This is a genomic window from Gordonia sp. p3-SID1431, assembly GCF_025143765.1.
In the GTDB taxonomy this organism is placed as follows: domain Bacteria; phylum Actinomycetota; class Actinomycetes; order Mycobacteriales; family Mycobacteriaceae; genus Gordonia; species Gordonia hongkongensis.
In genome coordinates this window covers 22,120-42,312 of record NZ_JAMBDT010000030.1, presented here as the reverse complement: position 1 = coordinate 42,312, position 20,193 = coordinate 22,120, and the positions used below count along the sequence as shown (strand labels likewise).

The 20,193-nt window shown below is 68.2% G+C and carries 16 protein-coding genes; 5 read left to right on the top strand and 11 right to left on the bottom strand.

The window, feature by feature from the left end; all coding sequences use genetic code 11:
* Positions 1–9 precede the first annotated feature (9 nt).
* Positions 10–1,320, bottom strand: coding sequence for a PQQ-binding-like beta-propeller repeat protein (locus M4D77_RS10075; RefSeq protein ID WP_259936134.1), 1,311 nt, complete (start codon positions 1,318–1,320; stop codon positions 10–12).
* Between the two features lie 117 nt (positions 1,321–1,437).
* On the opposite strand from M4D77_RS10075, the gene M4D77_RS10070 reads away from it, so the two are divergent.
* Positions 1,438–1,911, top strand: a complete 474-nt coding sequence (locus M4D77_RS10070) for a DUF1772 domain-containing protein (protein WP_058251217.1) — start codon at positions 1,438–1,440, stop codon at positions 1,909–1,911.
* 1 nt (position 1,912) lies between these two features.
* Here the strand turns inward: M4D77_RS10070 and M4D77_RS10065 are convergent, their stop codons facing one another.
* The 3 genes from M4D77_RS10065 to M4D77_RS10055 all read right to left on the bottom strand — a co-directional run bounded on the left by M4D77_RS10065 (position 1,913) and on the right by M4D77_RS10055 (position 4,723).
* Positions 1,913–3,244, bottom strand: coding sequence for a VOC family protein (locus M4D77_RS10065; protein ID WP_259936133.1), 1,332 nt, complete (start codon positions 3,242–3,244; stop codon positions 1,913–1,915).
* Positions 3,241–3,735 (bottom strand): RNA polymerase sigma factor, encoded by a 495-nt coding sequence (locus M4D77_RS10060; protein WP_396266572.1) that lies wholly within the window; start codon positions 3,733–3,735, stop codon positions 3,241–3,243. The genes M4D77_RS10065 and M4D77_RS10060 overlap by 4 nt, the downstream gene beginning before the upstream one ends.
* Before the next feature lie 118 nt (positions 3,736–3,853).
* A complete protein-coding gene (locus M4D77_RS10055) occupies positions 3,854–4,723 on the bottom strand; it encodes an alpha/beta fold hydrolase (protein WP_259936131.1) in 870 nt (289 codons plus the stop codon).
* 68 nt (positions 4,724–4,791) lie between these two features.
* On the opposite strand from M4D77_RS10055, the gene M4D77_RS10050 reads away from it, so the two are divergent.
* Positions 4,792–5,394 (top strand): TetR/AcrR family transcriptional regulator, encoded by a 603-nt coding sequence (locus M4D77_RS10050; RefSeq protein WP_058251213.1) that lies wholly within the window; start codon positions 4,792–4,794, stop codon positions 5,392–5,394.
* A gap of 13 nt (positions 5,395–5,407) precedes the next feature.
* On the opposite strand, the gene M4D77_RS10045 is transcribed toward M4D77_RS10050, so the two are convergent.
* The 4 genes from M4D77_RS10045 to M4D77_RS10030 all read right to left on the bottom strand — a co-directional run bounded on the left by M4D77_RS10045 (position 5,408) and on the right by M4D77_RS10030 (position 12,381).
* Positions 5,408–6,976 (bottom strand): GMC family oxidoreductase, encoded by a 1,569-nt coding sequence (locus M4D77_RS10045; protein WP_259936130.1) that lies wholly within the window; start codon positions 6,974–6,976, stop codon positions 5,408–5,410.
* On the bottom strand, positions 6,973–8,499 hold the full coding sequence (locus tag M4D77_RS10040) for an aldehyde dehydrogenase family protein (protein WP_259936129.1): 1,527 nt from the start codon (positions 8,497–8,499) through the stop codon (positions 6,973–6,975). Before M4D77_RS10040 ends, M4D77_RS10045 begins: the two co-directional genes overlap by 4 nt.
* The gene (betT, locus tag M4D77_RS10035; protein WP_259936128.1) at positions 8,496–10,685 is read right to left on the bottom strand and encodes a choline BCCT transporter BetT; all 2,190 of its coding nucleotides are present in this window, start codon (positions 10,683–10,685) and stop codon (positions 8,496–8,498) included. The genes M4D77_RS10040 and betT overlap by 4 nt, the downstream gene beginning before the upstream one ends.
* A gap of 73 nt (positions 10,686–10,758) precedes the next feature.
* Positions 10,759–12,381, bottom strand: coding sequence for an HNH endonuclease signature motif containing protein (locus M4D77_RS10030; RefSeq protein WP_259936127.1), 1,623 nt, complete (start codon positions 12,379–12,381; stop codon positions 10,759–10,761).
* A 632-nt stretch (positions 12,382–13,013) separates the two neighbouring features.
* Between M4D77_RS10030 and M4D77_RS10025 the strand changes: the two genes are divergently transcribed.
* Both M4D77_RS10025 and M4D77_RS10020 read left to right on the top strand, forming a co-directional pair.
* A complete protein-coding gene (locus M4D77_RS10025; RefSeq protein ID WP_058251205.1) occupies positions 13,014–15,554 on the top strand; it encodes an ATP-dependent Clp protease ATP-binding subunit in 2,541 nt (846 codons plus the stop codon).
* Positions 15,555–15,703: 149 nt separating this feature from the next.
* Positions 15,704–16,570, top strand: coding sequence for an enoyl-CoA hydratase-related protein (locus M4D77_RS10020; protein WP_068970474.1), 867 nt, complete (start codon positions 15,704–15,706; stop codon positions 16,568–16,570).
* 4 nt (positions 16,571–16,574) lie between these two features.
* Here M4D77_RS10020 and M4D77_RS10015 read toward each other — a convergent pair whose 3' ends face one another.
* Positions 16,575–16,949 carry a hypothetical protein gene (locus M4D77_RS10015; RefSeq protein ID WP_058251203.1) on the bottom strand — a complete coding sequence of 125 codons (375 nt, stop codon included), beginning with the start codon at positions 16,947–16,949 and terminating at the stop codon, positions 16,575–16,577.
* A 356-nt stretch (positions 16,950–17,305) separates the two neighbouring features.
* Here M4D77_RS10015 and M4D77_RS10010 point away from each other — a divergent pair, with 356 nt between their 5' ends.
* Entirely contained in the window at positions 17,306–17,803 is a 498-nt protein-coding gene (locus tag M4D77_RS10010) for an HNH endonuclease (RefSeq protein ID WP_058251202.1), read from the top strand.
* 27 nt (positions 17,804–17,830) lie between these two features.
* On the opposite strand, the gene M4D77_RS10005 is transcribed toward M4D77_RS10010, so the two are convergent.
* Together M4D77_RS10005 and M4D77_RS10000 are read right to left on the bottom strand one after the other, a co-directional pair.
* Positions 17,831–18,493: a DUF305 domain-containing protein gene (locus M4D77_RS10005; RefSeq protein ID WP_068970475.1), complete on the bottom strand. Its 663-nt coding sequence runs from the start codon at positions 18,491–18,493 to the stop codon at positions 17,831–17,833.
* Entirely contained in the window at positions 18,490–19,965 is a 1,476-nt protein-coding gene (locus tag M4D77_RS10000; RefSeq protein WP_189340055.1) for an LVIVD repeat-containing protein, read from the bottom strand. Before M4D77_RS10000 ends, M4D77_RS10005 begins: the two co-directional genes overlap by 4 nt.
* Between the last annotated feature and the right edge of the window lie 228 nt (positions 19,966–20,193).

Genomic DNA, 20,193 nt, shown 5'->3' with positions numbered 1-20,193 from the left:
ACGGCGGGGTCAACTCGGGCGGAGCATCGTCAGCGTGCTGCCCTCGCTGACGACGATGTATCCGTCGACGACCCGCACGAGTCCGGGGGAGGACAGGCCGCGCTCCCAGGCCGCGGTGTTCGCCGGGGTGAGCCCGGTCAGCAGGCCCTGGTTGACGACGACCATGGTGGTGCCGCTGGACCCGACGCACCGCGGGTTGGCGAGGATCGGCTGCTGCGGTCCCGGCGGCGGTCCGCTGCCGATGTGCGTGCCGTCGGCGAGCGCGTAGGTCGTCCGCGAACCGTCCAGGCGGCCGAAGTTCACGAGGGACCCGCACGCGATGGCATTGGCCTTGGACAGTTCGCCGTCGCGGATCTGCCACAGCGCCCCCGGACGTGCCGGGTCGCGGACCTCGTACTGCCCCTCGGCGGCGAAGACCAGGTTCGCCGCGTTCAGGACCGGGAGGGTCGACGGCCCGGGCAGCACGCTCAGACCGCCGGCCTCGGCGACCGGATCGGCGTCCACCCGGCCGTTGACGGTGGCGTAGGTGACCACCTTCTCCTCGCCGTGCGTCTGGTGATCGACGGTCACCCCGGTCGGGTAGAGCTTGATGCTGCACTGATCGCAACCGATGCGGTCCTCACCGGTGGCGGGGTTGACCAGGTACTCGCTGGCGTCGGCGGTCCTGATGACCACCGTGTCGCCGGTGACCTCGATACCGACGACCGGCGCCGCGAAGGTCCGAGCCCAGATGCCGTTGCCGGCCGGCGTGTTCAGGGTGACCTGGTGCCCGACCCGGTTGACGCGCAGGAAGTTGTTGCCGAGGCCCTCCACCGATTTGGTGTCCAGGTATTCGGCGGTGCGGGTCGGGATGCCGGCGTCGTCGACGAGGTAGAAGCCGTCCTCGAGTGGGGTGCCGAGCTGTACCGCGCAACCGACCTGGCCGGCCTCGTTGACCGCGCAGTCGCCCTGCCCCGCGTTGATGGGGCTGTCCCACAGCAGGTTTCCCGATCGTCGGTCCACCATCACGAACGAGCGCCCCAGCCCGGAGGGGTAGGTGATGAGCCATCCCTCGTCGGAGGTGTCGGCGATCTCGATGGTGACCTCGCCGGAGTAGTCCGGTAGATCCTCCTGCCCGACTATCGTCCAGGCGGTTCCCGGTTCGCGTTCGTAGCCGCGCAGCTCGCCGTAGGCGTAGTCGCCGTCGTCGGTCTGGGCGGTGCCGCTCGCCAGCACCACGCCGCCGGTCACGACCAGCGCGGCGCACAGGGCGAAGACGACGGTCCCGATGCCGAAGGGCAGACGCGCGGACAGGGCCCGGACGCGGGAGCGAGAGGACATGGGTAAGAGTCAACCATGACGGTGGTGGCCGCTCCGGAGCCGGGAGCCGGACGGCGGAGCAGGAAATTCGCCGGTCCGGTCATGGTTTTCGCGCCCGCAGGGCACTGGACTGTTCCCATGGACCTGTTGCGCGATGTGTTGGTGACCCTGACGGTCGTGACCACCGGCCTCAGCGCCGGTGTGCTGGCGGGGTTCGGCTATGCCGTGATCCCCGGCCTGACCCGGGCCGGCGCCGACGTCGCGGTCGCGGCGATGCAGCGGATGAACAGCGCCATCCTCAACCCGCTCTTCGCGGTGATCTTCGGCGGCGGCGTGGTGTTCGGCGCACTGACCGTCTGGGCCTCGTGGGGTTCCGGGCTCCGATGGTGGGTCCTGACCGCGACGGTCCTGACCGCGCTCGGTGTCGTCATCACGATGGTCGTCAACGTCCCGGCCAATGACCGCCTCGACGCCGCGGGCGTCGTCCGCGGCGACGAGGCGGTGGGGGTCTGGACGCGGTTCACCGCCGTCTGGGTGCCGTGGAACATCGTGCGGTCCGTGCTGACCACCGCCGCGGTGGCGGTGCTCGTCGTCGGGTTGGCCGTGGGGTGACTCAGAACAACTGACCGAGGTAGAACTGAGCGCCCTGGTCGTCGGTGCACCGCGCCGAGATGCCGTAGGGGGCCGCGTTCGGTTCCTCGAGCACCGTGCCGCCCGCGGCCCGGACACGTTCGACCGTGGCCACGACGTCGTCGGTCGTCCACATGGGCACCGCCACCGAGCTCTCGGCGCCGCCCGCGAGCCCGACCTGCGGTCGCGACTCGTCGACCTCCCAGCCGTCGTCGATGCGTCCGCCGTGGAACGTCCAGCCGAGGACCGATCCGTAGAACGCGCGGAAGCGTCCGCTGTCGGGCGTCAACACCGTCAGGTAGGTCATGGCCCCGGGATCGCGCGGGTGTGCCTGCGGCCGTTCGTCGTCGGGGTTCGCGGCGTAGACCGCGAACCGGACGCCCTGATCATCGACGGCGTCGACCAGGCGATGACCGTCGGGGCTCGAACCGAACTCGCCCCGCCCGCCCGCTGCGACGATGCGCTCGTGTGCGGCCTCGAGGTCGTCGACGGCGTACGCGCAGAAGATCGTCGGTGCGCCGTCGGTCTCGAAGATGCCGAGGCGATGGCCGACGTTGGTGACGCGTCGGCCCTCGGCGTCGAACTCCCAGCCCAGGACGTCGGCGTAGAAGCGTCGGGCGCGGGCGGCGTCGGGGGTGTTCAGGGACATGTAACCGATGTCGCCCTGGTGGACCATCTCGGTGCTGGTGATCTTCGACGGACCGCTCAACATCCAGCGGTGTCCGAACGGGTCGACGATGACAGCTGTGCGGGTGCCGTGGGCCTCGTACGGCTCGCGGGTGACCGCGGCGCCGGCACGAGCGGCCGTCGAGACCGCGTCGTCGGTGTCCTCGACGGCGACCATCAGACTGACCGACACCTGCCCGGGTGCGGGTGCGCGGAGTCCGAGGTCAGGGAACTCCGCCGCGAGATAGATTGCGCCGCCGCCCAGTTCGAGCTCGGCGTGACCGATGACGCCGTCGGGCATCACGATCGGTTCGCCGCGCAGCCGGGCGCCGAGTGCCTCGACGTACCAGTCGATCGCGGCCTGCGGCTCGGCGACGGCGAGATACGGGAGGGCGCCGGGACGTTCGACCGTCGGTTCCGGTCGGGCGGGCGCCTCGGTCCGGACGGTCGCGGTGGCGTCGAATCGCGTTGCGGTGGCCATGACGACTCCTTCGGGTAGTGTCGCCCCGCGCTCGAGGCGATCACGCAGCGCGGCGGCGAAATCCAGGTCGGGACGGACCGGATCGTCGAAGCCCGGCGTGCGCGCTGCGTTCAGGACGTGCAGCGGATCTCGTGCTGCGTCGAAGCGCGAGCTGTTCCGGGTGCTCATGCGTGACCTCCTCTCCCGCTGGGCTGGGGTTGTGTTTCGGGGTAGGCGGCGCGGAACGCCCGCTTGGCCCTGGTGAGAAGCGCCTCGGTGGCGCCGACCGTGCGGCCCAGGATCTGCGCGCACTCGCCGACGGGGAGATCGTCGACGTAGCGGAGCGTCAGCACCGAACGGTGGATCGGCGACAACTGGCCGAGCGTGTGATGGGCGACCATCCGGTCGAGTTCGGTGTCCCACGGGTCGTCCCCGTGGTCGGGCAGGTCGTCGACCGGTTCCGGCGTGCGCTGTGCACGTCGCCAGTGGTCGGCGAGTTTGTGCCGGGCGATCCCGATGAGCCACGGAGTGGTCGGTTCGGTGTCGCGGCGTCGTCGGACGGAGTCCATGGCGGCCAGGAAGGTCTCCGAGGTGACGTCCTCGGCGGTACGACGATCCGTGCAGCGCCGCACGACGAAGCCGTACACCTCCGGCAGTGCCTGGTCGTAGACCGCCAGCAATCCCTCTGGTCCCCGGGCCGAAGAAACCGGTTGGTCGCTGCTCACACCTCTATCGTCGCGGCCGGACCCGATGATCCGACGCCCGTGGCGAAAAAAACTTGCGCCGTTCTCCGGGCGGTCACGGAGCGGTGCGTTCTCCGACGGTGAGCTCGATGATCTCGTCGGCCAGAATCTGTGGCTGGTCGAGTGAGACGAAGGTCCGGGCGTCGGGAACCTCGACGAACGGCGCCCCGCCCGGGAAGACGGCGGCCAGGCGGCGTCCGTGGGCCGGGGTGAAACACCGGTCGTCGCGACCCCACACCATTCGGACCGGGAGGTCGACGCGCGACATCCGCGGGGTGATCTGCGCCAGTTCGGCGGGGCGGATGCCGCGGAGGAACTCGATGAAGTCGATGCGGATGCGTACGTCGCGCTGCAGCGGTTCGAAGACCGAGCCGGTGAGGTCGGGATCGGGATCGTTCAACAGCAGACCGACGCCCAGCGCGGAATGGCGCAGTGTACGCAGGCGCATCGCATCGGCCAGCGGTTTCAGCAGAAGTCGGTGCTTCATCAGCGCGAAGTACAACCGGAACGGCTGCGGCGGAAAGAGATCGAAGGCATCGCAGTTGGTGAACACCAGCCGGCTGACGAACGCGGGATCGTCGTCGAGAGCGAATTGGGTGATGGCGCCACCGGAGTCGTTGGCCACGAGGGTCGCGTCCGACAGGCCGAACCGGTCGACGAACTCACGTAGGAGCTTGCTCATCCCGCGCGGCGAGCGGTCGGCTCCGGGGCCGAGCGGGATGCGGTGCGAGCCCAGCGGCATGAGGGGCACATGGCACCGGAATCCGCGCTCGGCGAGCAACCGTGCCGTCGGTTCCCACAGCCGGTGGTCGACGACGGCGCCGTGGACGAAGACGACCGGCGGATGCGCCGAGTCGTCCGGACCGTAGGTCGCGTACTCGATGACGCCGGACGGAAGTTCGACGGTCGGCAGTGCAGTCGTCATGGCGAGACCCGCTTCTCGTAGACTCGGTAACTTACGAACACTCAGTACGAAAGTTACGTGCAACCTGTATGAAAGTCAACCGTCGTACCCAGGCCGAGCGGACCGCGGCGACCCGCGCGTCATTGATCGACGCCGGCCGGAAGCTGTTCGGCGAACGCGGCTTCGCCGACGTCGGCACCCAGGAGATCGTCGCCGAGGCCGGCGTGACGCGCGGTGCGCTCTACCACCAGTTCGACGACAAGAAAGGGCTGTTCGTCGCCGTCTACGACGACGTGGAACAGTCGATCGTCGCGCAGATCGCGGCGGCCGTGGGGGAGCGCGCCGCCGAGGACCCGCTCGCCGCGCTGAAGGCGGGTATGCGTCTGTTCCTGCGGCTGTGCACCGAGCCGGAGGTGCACCGCATCACCCTTGTCGAGGCGCCATCGGTGCTCGGATGGAGTGAATGGCGTGCTCGCGGAGAAGAATTCGGATTCGCACTCGTCGAAGGCCTGATCGCGGCCGCGATCGCCACGGGCCAGGCGGTCGAGCAGCCCACCCGCCCGCTGGCCCACGTCGCGATCGGCGCGCTCGACGAGGCGGCGCTCTACGTCGCCGCCGCCGACGATCGCGAGGCCGCCACCGAACAGGTAGCTGCGGTCCTGGAACGGATCGTCGACTCGTTCGCGACCTAGTCGCTCCTGGCGGTCAGTTGCCGCCGGCGCGCACCAGCTCGGCGCAGCGTTCGCCGACGAGCATCACGGTGAGGTTGGGGTTCACCGTCGTGTGTTCCGGGAACACCGACGCGTCGGCCACCCGAAGTCCTGCAACACCTTTGACGCGGAGTTCGGGATCGAGCGGCGACAGCTCGTCGTCGGGCGCACCCATCCGCACGGTGCCGACCGGGTGGTAGACGGTGTTGTGGGTGCGGGCGATGTAGTCCGCCAGTTCGGCGTCGCTCGTGGTATCGGGGCCCGGATACAGTTCTCGCGCAATCCACGTCGACAGCGGTTCGGCGGCGGCGATCTCGCGGGCCTTCCGTAGGCCGGCGATCATGATCCGCATGTCGTAGCCCTCGAAGTCGGTGAAGTACCGGGGATCGACGCGCGGCTTGTCACGGAAGTCGCGGGAACGCAACGCAACAGTGCCCCGTGACCGCGCGTGGGTCACGTTCGGTGTCAGGCAGAAGGTGTTGTCACTGGTCGGGTAGCCCTGGCGAAGAGTGTGCATGTCGAACGGCACACTGCCGTAGTGCATCATCAGGTCCGGCCGGGTCAGACCCGCATCGACGGTGGTGAAGATGCCCGCCTCCCACCACTGGGTCGACTCGCGGACCATCGGCTTCGCGGTCTCGAACCCGATCACCCCTTCGGGGTGGTCCTGCAGGTGTTCTCCGACCCCCGGCGCGTCGACGAGGGCCTCGATCTCGTGCTCGCGCAGATCGTCGGCCGGCCCGATTCCCGAGAGCATCAGCAACTTCGGGGAGTCGATCGCCCCCGCCGACACGATCACCTCGCCCCGGGCCTCGATCCGTGTCGTGCGACCGAACGCGTTGTCGGTGATGTCGACGCCCACGGCGCGTAGCTCGCCGTCGACCCGCTCGATCACCACCCGTTTTGCCCACGACCCGGTGCGGATGGTGAGGTTCGGGCGGTCGAGGTGCGGGTGCAGATAACTGACCGACGACGAGGCGCGCACACCGTCGGGTCGTCGGTTGATCTGGAAGAAGTTGGCGCCGTTGACCACCGTGCTGCCGCTGTTGAACTCGACGCGCGGGATGCCGACCGACTCGCAGGCGTCGAGCAGGGCGACGCCGCACGGGTCGTTCGGCGGCACCGTCATGAGGTGGACGGGCCCGCTGCGACCGTGATGCGCGCCCGGCGCGTCGTTGGTCTCGATCTGCGGGTAGAGGCGGTACAACTCCGCCGAACCCCATCCCGCGCAACCGAAGTCGCGTTCCCAGGAGTCGAGGTCCTCGCGCGGCGCCCAGAAGGCGATGCAGCTGTTGTGCGAACTGCAGCCGCCGAGGACCTTCGCCCGGGCGTGGCGCATGAAGTCGTTGCCGTTCTCCTGCGGTTCGATGGGATAGTCCCAGTCGTAACCGGATTCGAGGAGTTCCATCCACCGGTCGAGCCGGAGGATCGCGTCGTCGCCGACATCGGACGGACCCGCCTCCAGCAGGCACACCGAGACCGAGGGGTCCTCGGACAACCGCGACGCCACCACGGCACCCCCGGAGCCGCCGCCGACGACGACGTAATCGTAGGTCTCGCTCATCGTCGCTCCTCGCCGTCTCCGGACCGGTCCGCGAACCAGCCGGTCACGCCCGGTCGGAGATTCTCGTAGACATGTTTGGCCTCGCGGTACTCCGCCAGACCGGACGGTCCGAGCTCCCGCCCGAATCCCGACTGGCCGTAGCCGCCCCACTCGGCTTCCGGCAGGTACGGCCCGAAGTCGTTGACCCACACTGTTCCGGCCCGGATTCGTCCGGCGATGCGGCGGGCGCGTGCCGCGTCGGCCGACCAGACGGCCCCCGCGAGACCGTAGACGGTGTCGTTGGCCAGGGTCACGGCCTCGTCCTCGGTGGCGAAGGTCTCCACGGTGACGGTCGGTCCGAACGCCTCGTCGTGCACGCAGGCCATCGAACGGTCGGCGCGATCGATCACGGTGGGCAGATAGAACCATCCGTCGTCGAGGCGCCCCGAACCCGCATCGCCCGTGGCGAACGTGCCACCGGTACGGATGACGGCCCCGTCCGCACGAGCCTGTTCGACGTAGGCGTGTACCTTGTCGCGGTGTGCCGCCGAGATGAGCGGCCCGGTCTCGGTGCCGTCGGAGTAGGGCAGGCCCAGCCGGATCTGCTCCGCGCGGCGGACCAGCTCATCGACGAAGCGATCGTGAGCGGACTCCTCGATGATGAGCCGCGCCCCGGCCGAGCAGACCTGCCCCGAGTGCAGGAACGCGGCGTTGAGCGCGTTGTCGACCGCTGCCGCGAGGAGTTCGTCGGTGGCGCAGGCGTCGGCGAAGACCACGTTCGGGTTCTTGCCCCCGAGTTCGAGCGCGACCTTCTTCACCGTCGCCGCCGCCTCGCGGGCGATGACCCGGCCGGTCACGAGCCCACCGGTGAACGAGACCAGGTCGACGTCAGGATGAGACGACAGCGGAGCGCCGGCCTCGGCGCCCGCGCCCAGGACGAGGTTGCCCACGCCTGCCGGGAGACCGACCTGCTCGAGGACCTGCATGAGCAGGATCGACGTGTGCGGGGTGAGTTCGGCGGGCTTGAGCACGAAGGTGTTGCCTGCCGCCAGTGCCGCCGCGACCTTCCACGCCGCCTGCAGCAGCGGGTAGTTCCACGGTGTGATCAGTCCGCAGACGCCGACCGGTTCGTACACGATGCGCGAATCGGCGTCGGGTGACCCGGTGTCGACCACACGCCCGGCGTCGGCCGCCGCGAGCTTGCCGAAGTACCGGAAGCAGTTCGCGATGTCGGTCATGTCGATATCCGACTCGTAGGGCCGCTTGCCGGTGTCGAGGGTCTCGGCGCGGACGAATTCGTCTCGGCGCTCGTCGATCTGGGCGGCGACGCGGAGAAGGAGGTCCCCACGGTCGGCGGCGGGTGTGGCGCTCCACTCGCCGGCGTCGAACGCCCGGCGGGCCGCCGCGATGGCCTGCTCGGTGTCGGCCACACCGCCCTCGGCCACCACACCGACGAACGAGTTGTCTGCGGGACAACGGATCTCACGGGTCTCGCCGGAGGCGGCGGGCCGCCAGCGGCCGCCGATGTAGAGGGTCTCGCTCATCGAGCCGGTGCTCCTTCGGAACTGCTGTCGGGGATGTCCGTGTCGCTGTCGGGCACGGTACCGTCGCCGGCGGCCGGATCGGGTTCGGGGTCGTGGTGATCACCGGCCGCATCCCGCAGATGCAGATAACCGAGATGGCGTTCGTACTGGTCGAGGATGTCACCGATGATCTGGTCGCGGGTGTATCCGGTGAGTGAGTAGCCCTGGGACCCCTCGGTGAGATACACCTCGCACCGGAAGTAGCGATCGTCGGACCGCTGGGTCCGGACCGCGTACGTCGGGGTCGGCGCCGAGACCGGCCACACGCAGTACTCGAACCGGGGGACCTCGGCGAGTTCGACGACCAGGCGCGGCGACGGCAGCCCTTCGTTCTCGGCCGACTCGTCGACCGTCGCGGTGATCCCCTCGCGACCGAACTGTTCGGCGACCTCGGTCATCGCCGGAACGACGCTGGCCCCGATGAATTTTCGGGTGGCGACCGGACCGGGGAAGCGAAGGGTCCCGACGAGTCGCTGCCGCCAACTGCCGTGTTCGGTGGGACCGCGCCCGACGGCGATCACCTTCGGCAGGGTCGTCCGGAAGCTGTCGAGTTTGACCGACTCGTTGCGGACGGCGCGCAGCAGCGAGATGCCGATCAGCCCGAGGACGAAGGAGAACGGCAGCCCCATGATCACCGTCGCGGCCTGCAGGGTCAGGATCGACCCGTCGCCGCCGCCCGCGAACAGCATCGACAGCGTCAGCAGGCCGATGGCCACCGACCAGAAGATGCGCAGCGAACGGGCACAATCGGCCATCGGGTCGCCGAGGCGACTGGTGAAGTTGCCCATCACGAGCGAGCCGGAGTCGGCGCTGGTCACGTAGAACAGCAGGCCGGTGATGGTTGCGATCCCGATGAGCAGCGTCGAACCCGGGTACTGATCGAGCAGCGAATAGAACCCGGCCTCGGGTGTAGAGGCCGTCGTCTCGGCGAAATCCGCATCGCCGCGGGCCACCTGCAGGGCACTGTTCCCGAAGATCGAGATCCACACCAGGATGAAGCTGAACGGGACCACCAGCACGCCGAAGATGAACTGCCGCAACGTGCGTCCGCGCGAGATGCGGGCGAGGAAGAGTCCGACGAACGGCGCCCAGGCCACCCACCACGCCCAGAAGAACAGGGTCCAGCCGTCGACGAAGGCGCGGGCGTCGTTGCCGGGCGGCGGGTTCACCTGGTCCCAGGCGAAGGTGTCGAGTGTTCGGTCGGCAAATGTGGACACATAGTCGCCCGCGTTCTGGACGAGCCCGTTGAGCAGGAAGTCCGCGTCTTTGGCGACCGTGATGTATATGAGCAGGCAGATGGCCAGGATGACGTTGATCTCGGAGAGGCGTCGAATGCCCCTGTCGACACCAGAGGTCGCAGACGCGGTCGCGATCACCACAGCCAGGACGATCAGGCCGATCTGAGCCGCCTTGCCCTGTTCGATCCCGAAGATCTCGTTCAGCCCGAAGTTGAGCTGGACGACCCCGATCCCCAGTGAGGTGGCGATGCCGAAGATGGTGCCGAGGACGGCCGCGACGTCGATCGCGTCGCCCCAGCGGCCTTCGACACGTTTGCCGAAGATCGGGTAGAGCGCTGCCCGGATCGTCAGCGGGAGATTGTGGCGGAAGGCGAAATACGCGAGCGCGCCACCCATGAGCGCGTACATCGCCCAGCCGGTCACGCCGTAGTGGAAGACCGTCCACGTGACCGCCTCGCGCGCAGCCTCGTTGGTCTCCGCGGGCCCGGTCGGCGGGTTGAGGAAATGGGTCACCGGTTCGGCGACCGAGAAGAACATCAGATCTATGCCGATCCCCGCGGCGAACAGCATCGCCGTCCAGGTGAACAGGCTGTACTCGGGGCGCGATTCCTCCGGTCCGAGCCGGTAGCGCCCGTACTTGCTGAGGCCGAGGAACACCACGAGACCGACGATGGCGGTGGCGAGGATGAAGTACCACCAGCCGAACCAGCGGGTGATGAAGTCGCGTACGTCGTTGATCGTCGACTCGGCCGCTGCCGGTGCCGCCAGCGCCCAGGCGGCGAAGGCGACCACGATGACGGCCGAGGCTATGAAGACGGTCAGATTGACCCGGCGCGTGGGCAATCGCCGCTCGCCGGTCTTGGTCTCGGCATGGACCGACGTGGACGGTCGAGCGGCGTCATCACTCATGGACCACGACGCTAGTCCGATCGCCGTTGGGGCGGACCGTCTGGACGGATCCGTGTGAGTTGTTCTACCCGGTTCAGTGGGTGGCGAGTAGCTCCATGAGGTGTGCTTCGACGAGGGAGGGGCGGACCTGTCGTCGGCCGGGTCGGGGTGGTCGGACGTCGATGACGTGGCTGACTGTCGCCCATGAGCGGCGTGCGTCGTCGTGGGTGTGGCCGTCTGGGCGTGGTTGATCGCCGGGCCGGGTTGGTGGTCCGTGGATGTCGTTGCGCACGGTGTTGAGGTGGTGTGCGAACCGCCTGGGTATGTCGGGTCGGCGGTTGAGGCGTTCGGGGTTGGGTGGTGCGCCGGGTTCGGCGTTCAACCGCCACGTGCAGCGGCCTTCGTCGGGCCCGGACCGGACGACGCGGGTGGTGTATTGGCCGGGCTGGTTGCCGACCATGCGGTTGTGGCGTGGGCAGGCGGGGGCGAGGTCGTCGATGTCGGTGAGTCCGCCCTTGGCCCAGTCTTTCTGTGCGTGATGCATGTCGACGTGGGTGGCGGGTTGGTCGCATCCTGGTGCCGAGCACACTTCGCCATCGGGGCGGGCGAAGGAGACGAGGCGTTGTTCGCGGGTGGCCAAGCGTTTACCCCGCCCGAAGTGCAGCGGGACGGTGGTGGCGTCTTTGAAGATCGCCAACCACGGCTGGACGTCACCGGCCATCGCGATCAGGTCCCGGACGGGCAGCAGGGTGCCGGTGGCGGTGGTCGCGAGTCCGGCTTCGCGGATGAGGTCGGAGAGGTCGGCCTTGATGATCAGTTGCACGGGTAGCCCGCGGTGCGAGGTGCCGAGTGTGCCGTCGGCGAAACCGGCGGCCAGGGCGGCGTCGAGGGCGTCGTGATTCGTTTGGGCGAGAGTGCGTCCGTCGCGGTCGGCGGCGGCGGTCAGGGCGTCGGGGTCGGCGGTGCCGGCCGGTCCGCTGGGTGAGGCGGGGTCGTCGGGGTTGTTGAGTCCGGGTTTGCCCCAGACCGCGAACATCATCGTCAGCCGGGCGGCGAGTGCGGGGGTCAGGGTGCCCGATACTTTGGCTGTCCCGTCGGCGCGTTGTCGGCCGATCCACAGGCCGCGGCGTCGTTTCTGATCCGAATCGTCGGCGAGGGTGCCGTCGGGGTCGAGATGGGCCAGTAGCCGGGCACCGAGCTGGGTGATCTCGGCGGGGGTGTGGGCTTCGGCGATCTCGGCCATCTGACGTTCGGCGGCGACCTTGATGTCGTGGTCGATGGTGCCGGGGATGCGGTCGAGGACGTCCAAGGCGGCCTGCACGTGCGCGGAGCCGACAGCTCCCACAGCGAACGCCTCGGCCAGCGTGGGGTGTTCGGGCTCCAGAATGTCGCCGCCCAGGCTGGTCCGGTGGGAGGTGGCATCCATCTGCTTGCGGCGCCGCACCGGGTTGGACACCCGCAGCCGGTGGGTCATGAACTGCATGAGTGTCCTGCAGCCTGCCTTGCGGGGGAGGTCGCGGGCCTCGACCTGATCGATCTGCCGGTCACCGGCCACGGTCAGCCGGGCGATCGCTTTCTCGGTGTCGGCCGCCAGATCGGCCAACTCGGTATCGGTGCACGGCGCCAGGTCCACGGTCTGTAGTTCGTCGAGGATGCGGTGGAGGTCGGCCACCAGCTCGACGGCACGTGGTTGCGCCGTGGTGGTTTCGTCAGACATGGTCACCTCCCCCGAGAACCGTTGCTGCGAATGTACGTTCGAGTGTACACGGCCATCGGTCGCCGTCAATACCAAAAATGTTGTCGTGCAACAGAACTGAGCGCCTACATCTTGTCGGTGTCGTGTGATAGGCGTCCGCCGCGTGTCGTGGCCGTGCTCGCCGTGTACCGGGCCGTACCCGGATGCGCCCTGCTGCTCGTTGGTGTGCGACGGTCGCAGTCAAGCGAGGGCCAGATCTACCGAGGCCCGGCAGCGGCCCGGGTGGTCCCCACTCGCCTCCTGTGGTCTCGTCGGCCGGCGGTTTCCGCGATACCCGGCTGCTGTCGGGCACAACGCGGGCGCCGCGTCGCGGGTCCCAGCGCCCGGTGGGGGCGCATCCCGGGCCGTCGGCGGCCCGTTCGCTCTCGGCGTAGACGGCGGGGAACACAGCCCCGGCCTGCGCAGTTGTACTGGGCACATCCCCGCCGCAACGGGGGATCCATGCACTCTGCGCAGGCGTTAACTGCAGGTGCACCCCAGACGACCTCTAGAGTGGAAGCAGGCTGGTCGTCGTCTATCCGCACCGGTTGTCCTCTGGGACCTCCGAGGTGGTCTCCGCGGCGGCCGGGGCGCTAGCAATGTGAGGGAGAACAATGTTCGAACGGTTCACCGACCGCGCGCGTCGGGTTGTGGTTCTGGCCCAAGAAGAAGCGCGCATGCTCAACCACAACTACATCGGTACCGAGCACATCCTCCTCGGCCTCATCCACGAGGGCGAGGGCGTGGCGGCCAAGGCGCTCGAGTCGCTCGGGATCTCGCTCGAAGGGGTTCGCAGCCAGGTCGAGGAGATCATCGGCCAGGGCCAGCAGGCGCCGTCGGGACACATCCCGTTCACCCCGCGTGCCAAGAAGGTGCTGGAGCTCTCGCTGCGCGAGGCCCTGCAACTCGGCCACAACTACATCGGTACCGAGCACATCCTGCTCGGCCTGATCCGCGAGGGCGAGGGCGTCGCTGCCCAGGTGCTGGTGAAGCTCGGCGCCGACCTCAACCGGGTCCGCCAGCAGGTCATCCAGCTCCTCAGCGGATACCAGGGCAAGGAGCCGCAGGAGGCGGGCACCGGCGGTCGTAGCAGCGAGTCCGGCACCCCGTCGACCTCGCTGGTCCTCGACCAGTTCGGTCGTAACCTGACCGCCGCGGCCTCCGAGGGCAAGCTCGACCCGGTCATCGGCCGGGAGAAGGAAATCGAGCGCGTCATGCAGGTGCTCAGCCGCCGCACCAAGAACAACCCGGTGCTGATCGGTGAGCCCGGCGTCGGCAAGACCGCCGTCGTCGAGGGCCTGGCGCAGGCCATCGTGAACGGCAAGGTCCCCGAGACCCTCAAGGACAAGCAGCTCTACACCCTCGACCTCGGTTCGCTGGTTGCGGGCAGCCGCTACCGCGGTGACTTCGAGGAACGCCTCAAGAAGGTGCTCAAGGAGATCAACACCCGCGGCGACATCATCCTGTTCATCGACGAGCTGCACACGCTCGTCGGCGCAGGTGCCGCCGAGGGTGCCATCGACGCCGCCAGCATCCTCAAGCCGAAGCTGGCCCGCGGCGAGTTGCAGACCATCGGCGCGACGACCCTCGACGAGTACCGCAAGTACATCGAGAAGGACGCCGCACTCGAGCGCCGCTTCCAGCCCGTGCAGGTGGGCGAGCCGTCTGTCGAGCACACCATCGAGATCCTCAAGGGCCTGCGCGACCGGTACGAGTCGCACCACCGCGTCTCGATCACCGACGGTGCGCTGGTCGCCGCCGCCACGCTGGCCGACCGCTACATCAACGACCGGTTCCTGCCGGACAAGGCGATCGACCTCATCGACGAGGCCGGCGCGCGCATGCGCATCCGCCGGATGACCGCGCCGCCAGACCTGCGTGAGTTCGACGACCGCATCGCCGATGCGCGCAAGGAGAAGGAAAGCGCGATCGACGCGCAGGACTTCGAGAAGGCCGCCAGCCTCCGCGACAAGGAGAAGCAGCTGGTCGCCGAGCGCGCCGAGCGCGAGAAGCAGTGGCGCAGCGGTGACATGGACGTCGTGGCCGAGGTCGACGACGAGCAGATCGCCGAGGTCCTCGGCAACTGGACCGGCATCCCGGTGTTCAAGCTCACCGAGGAGGAGACCACGCGTCTGCTCCGCATGGAGGAGGAGCTGCACAAGCGGATCATCGGGCAGGAGGACGCCGTCAAGGCGGTCTCGAAGGCGATCCGTCGTACCCGTGCCGGCCTGAAGGATCCGAAGCGGCCGTCGGGCTCGTTCATCTTCGCCGGTCCGTCCGGTGTCGGTAAGACCGAGCTCTCGAAGGCGCTGGCGAACTTCCTGTTCGGCGAGGACGACGCCCTCATCCAGATCGACATGGGCGAGTTCCACGACCGCTTCACCGCGTCGCGTCTGTTCGGTGCCCCTCCCGGGTACGTCGGCTACGAAGAGGGCGGGCAGCTCACCGAGAAGGTGCGCCGGAAGCCGTTCTCGGTGGTGCTGTTCGACGAGATCGAGAAGGCCCACTCGGAGATCTACAACACCCTGCTGCAGGTCCTCGAAGACGGTCGTCTGACCGACGGTCAGGGCCGCACGGTCGACTTCAAGAACACCGTGCTGATCTTCACCTCGAACCTCGGTACCTCGGACATCTCCAAGGCCGTGGGCATGGGCTTCTCGTCGAGCGACGGAACCCAGTCGAACTACGAGCGGATGAAGCAGAAGGTCAACGACGAGCTCAAGAAGCACTTCCGCCCCGAGTTCCTCAACCGCATCGACGACATCGTCGTGTTCCACCAGCTCACGCGGGAAGAGATCATCCAGATGGTCGATCTCATGCTGACCCGCGTGGAGGGTGCATTGAAGAACAAGGACATGGCTCTCGAGGTCACCGACCGCGCGAAGGCCCTGCTGGCCAAGCGTGGCTTCGATCCGGTGCTGGGTGCGCGTCCGCTGCGTCGCACCATCCAGCGCGAGATCGAGGACCAGCTCTCGGAGAAGATCCTGTTCGGCGACATCGCTCCCGGACAGATCGTCCTGGTCGACGTCGAGAACTGGGACGGCGAGGGCGACGGCGACGACGCCCGGTTCGTCTTCACCGGCTCGGAGAAGCCGCGCATGGTTCCCGACGCACCGGTCGAGCTCACCAAGGCCGGCGAGGCCGACGCGAGCTGATAGCCGATCCGCGTGATCTGATCTGACACGATCGACGGCGGCGTCACCCGACAGGGTGGCGCCGCCGTTGTGTTGTGCCCGGCTGGTGCGCGGCTCCGCGCATTGACACAGCCGACGCGGAGTGTCCCAGCGCCCGATAGCATCGATCTGTGACGAGCGATACATCAGAGGTCGGGCGCAAGTCCCGACAGGACCAGCCCACCATCACCGTCGAGCGAGATGGGGAGATCGCGATCTTCCGGCTCAATCGACCCGACCGGCTCAACGCCTTCACCATGCAGATGGGGGAGGAACTGCGGGCCGCGTTCGACGAGACCGACGCCGACGACTCCGTTCGTGCCGTCGTGCTGACCGGCAACGGCCGCGCGTTCTGCGCCGGCGCCGATCTCGAGGCGGGCGGGTCGACGTTCGACGCCTCGTCAGTGGTGGACTCAGACGAGGTTCCGGCGGACGAGGGCGGGAAGTTGACGCTGCGGATGTTCGCCTCGCTCAAGCCGATCGTGGTGGCGGTGAACGGTCCGTCGGCCGGCGTCGGCGTCACGATGACGCTGCCCGCCGACGTCCGGATCGCCTCGGAGGACGCGAAGTTCGGGTTCGTCTTCGCCGCCCGCGGCCTGGTGCCCGAAGCCGCGTCGAGCTGGTTCCTGCCGCGGCTCGTCGGGTTGCCGACCGCACTGCAGTGGACGATCGGCGCGAAGATGGTGCCCGTCGCCGAAGCCCATGAACGCGGGCTGATCCAGCAGGTGGTCCCCAAAGACCAGGTGCTCGAGACCGCGATCGCCGTCGCCCGCGAGATGACCGCGAACAGCGCCCCCGTCTCGGCGGCGCTGACCCGACAGCTGTTGTGGCGGATGGCCGGTGCGCCCAGTCCGCTCGATGCCCACCACGCCGACTCGAAGGCGATCTTCTACCGCGGGCAGTCCGGTGACGTGTACGAAGGCGTCATGTCGTTCCTGGAGAAGCGTCCGGCGACCTACCCCAACACCGTGTCGGAAGATCTACCCGAGATCTTCTGATCACTCAGTCGAGGGTCCCGGCCTGGATGCCGATCTCGAGTACCACGAAGATCATCGCCAGCTGGATGGCGCAGCACCACGCAGCGGCCGGCCAGGCCGGGAGTCCTCGGCGCACGCGGCGGACGACGAGGGTCACCGACACCGCCACCAGCACCACGGCCGACCCGATGCCCACCCCGATGGCCACCTCGGTCCAGACCGGACTCCCGCACTCCTCGTAGGCGCACGCGTCGGTGACGAAGACCGTCAGACCCGCGACGGCGATCGTGATCAGCGCCAGCACCGCGTGCACCAGTCCCAGCACCACCGACGCGAACGCGTCGAGGGTCGACACGGGTGGCTGCGGAGGGGGATTCTCGGCGGTCTCCTCGGTGGGCATCCGCCGACGATAGCGCCGGACATTGTCCCGCGGGACCGGCACGCGGTGAAAAACTCCTGCAAACAGCCCGTGTGAACTGGGTGAACATCCGAACACGCCGGACATAAACGGTGGCAGCGTCCATCGACCGCGGTTATCGTGGCGACAGAGCAGGCCAGACCAACGAGAGGAGGTGACGCAGATGTCGATGGGTGACAAGGCTTTCGCCGGCGAGTGGCGGACGGCCCCCTCCGACCGTCCGTGCGGACTGAAGTCCGACGGAAGGCCGGGACCGATCACATCACGCGTCACCAGTTCCTGAGGTCATGAACCTCGGTGGTCGGCGCACTCACTCGCCCACGCATCGAGGAGCTGTCATGACCATCTTCGTCACCAACGCCGGACTGCAGATCCTGGCGCGCGTCACCTGGCGTCGCGCCGCGGTTCTGTTGACCACCGAGGTCGCGCGGAACGTCGAGGGCACGCCGCTGGTCCGCGTCGTCCATTCGCCGACGCTGTCCCTGCCGATCCACAAGGTGGTGGCGATCAAGCGAGATGCCTACCGCCCGTTCGCCGGTAAGACGATGGACTCCTACGCGTCGAACGCGACCATCCTGCGGCGCGATCAATGGATCTGCGCCTACTGCGACGGTCCCGCCGACACCGTCGACCACATCGTCCCGGTCTCGCAGGGTGGGCCGAGCACATTCGGAAACCAGGTCGCGGCGTGCAAGTCCTGCAACGGTTTCAAGGCCAACCGGACGCCGCGCAAGGCGGGGATGGCCCTACGGCACGCCCCGTTCGTCTACGACCCCTGGGCCGCGGACCAGAAAGAGGTGTGGGAGATGTTCATCCTGCATCCGAAGACGGACTAGACGTTCGATCCGTTGCCGCCCCTGCCATCAGGTCGGCAACGGGTCGGCGCCACGTTCCGCGAGCAGCATCGTCATCAGACCGATCTCGTCGCCCTGGTCGCCGATCATCATGAGCGCGAGGTCCTTCGTCGCGGAACCGGTCCGCTCGTCGTTGTATGCCGCCTGGGCCATCGACATCCCGCCACGGTGGTGCCGAATCATCAACTGCAGGAACAAGATCTCCGCCTCGCCGGGTGGCAGGGTGGAGAGACTGCCGATCTCGTCGATACTCGCCATGCCGGGCATCGGCCGAGGGGATTCGTCGTGATGGGTGCCCTCGTGGTGAGGGTCTCCGCCGGACATCCAGGACATCGGCTCCGGCGCGGTCACCGGTTCGTCGAACCACAGCAACCAGCCACGCATCGTGGCGGTTTCGGCGGTCTGCGTGTGGACGATCCGGTCGGCGACGCCGCGGATCTGCGGCGCGACTCCGGGCACCGCACCGATCGTCCGCGACATGAGGATCGCCTGGTCGTGGTGCGCCGACATGTCCTGCGCGAAGCCGATGTCGGACACGCTCATCGCGGATGAGTCGTGATCGCGTCCCTGCCACACCGCCCCGACGACGACACCCATGGTGACGAGCAGGGCCGCGGTCACGCCGAGGACCATCGCGCGCACCAGCGGGACGCCGAGGCGAGAAGCGCTCATCCGATCGAGGAGTTCTGGTCCGGCGGTGGCGTGTACACCGCGGGACTCAACCGCAACACCTGGAAGCCGCCGTCGGAACAGGTGACCCGCAGCTCGTTTCCGCGGAACTCGGGTGGGGACATGCACCAGTCCGTCGACATGTCACCGCCGACGATCATCCCGCTACGTGGACCGACCATCTCGTTCAACCGGACCTTGCCGTTCGCGATCGACATACCGAGGCTGAGGAATTCGACGGCGGGCAAGCCCATCAGCGAGCCGACGACGTGCGGCGAGTTGGGCGACTCCGCGATCGTGGTGCCCTTGCGGGCCGGCGGGTTGTAGTAGGCGATCTCGCGAATCCGGTCGAAGTCGCGGATGTCGAAGACCCGGATACCCGACGATTCCCAGCCGCACGCGAGCGCGGTGGGATCGGTCGCCCGGTCGACCGTGCAGTAGTGCGGATTGCTGCTGAACAGCGACCCGCCGGTCGACGACCGCAGATTGGTGTCGAGGTGCTCGGGGAGATTGATCTCGAGTTTGATCTGCGCGGTGTATCGGGGCTTGTTCACCCGCGTCACGTCGAAGATCTTGACGCCGCCCGAACCTGCTTCGTCGGCGGTGACGATGTGGGGCCGGCCCCGGTAGGTGATCGGGATCGAGTGCTGGTTCAGCTGGCCGTCCGGCCAGAGATAGGCCGCGGTGTGCGGGACCTGCGGGTGCGGCCGTCGCTCCTGGACGTCGCTGACGTCGAGCACCGTCACACCCGCCATGTTGGACAGGTACATCCGGTTGCCATCTGGCGACATGCCGAAGCCGTGACCGAGGAACGAGTGGAGCCCCTGCCAGATCACGCGGGGCGACCGGGGATCGGCGATGTCGATGGCACTGAGGTGCCCGGGGAACACCCCGGACGCCCAGTAGGTGCGGCCGTCGGGGGAGAAGCCGCCCTCGTGCGAGGTGAACGGCAACGGCGTCGTCGTGCCCGGGCCCGTGTTGAGGAGTCTGGGGCGGGTGCAGTCGGAGATGTCGTATACGGCGAAGAACCCGCCGCCCCAGAGCAACGGCACCGACGTCGCGGCCAGGAGCTTGCGTTCTTTGTTGACCTTCAGCGTCTCCCACGTGCCGCCGCGCATCGCCGGATCCGTCAGGGACCCGACGACTCGCGGCGCGCTCGGGTCGGATGCGTCGATGACCTGTACGCCCGGCGGGTTCACCCAGTTGTTTCCGGGGAACAGGCTGCCGGTGTAGCTGCAGTGCTCGAAGTTGGCCGAGACGATCCCGCCGCCGGCGCCGCGGACACCGCCGATCCGTGTGATGTTGCATCGGTAGCCGCGCATGCTGCGTCCGGACAGGCGGTCCTCGGCGCTGACGTCCCCCTGCAGGCCCGGTTCGGGGAGCGAGCCCGGTCCGCAGTCCGCCTGGGGAACCGCGACCTCGGAGATGTCGGGGAAATAGTGGTTGGCCGCGCCGGCCGGTGCCGCCACCAGCATTGTCGAGAGAAGTGTCGCGCCGGCCAGGAGGCAGGTGACGGCATGGCGACGGCGGCGCCGGCGGACCCCCGAACGGACCCTGTGTCGCGCGTCGAAACGAGTAGGCATCATCGCATCCCCCGATCGTGATCTGAGACACGCTAGTGGGCGAGCCGAGACGACATCGGCGAATCGTCGAATTCGAACGGACGAACAGAGCCGGCCCGGGGTTTCCGGGCCGGCTCGTGT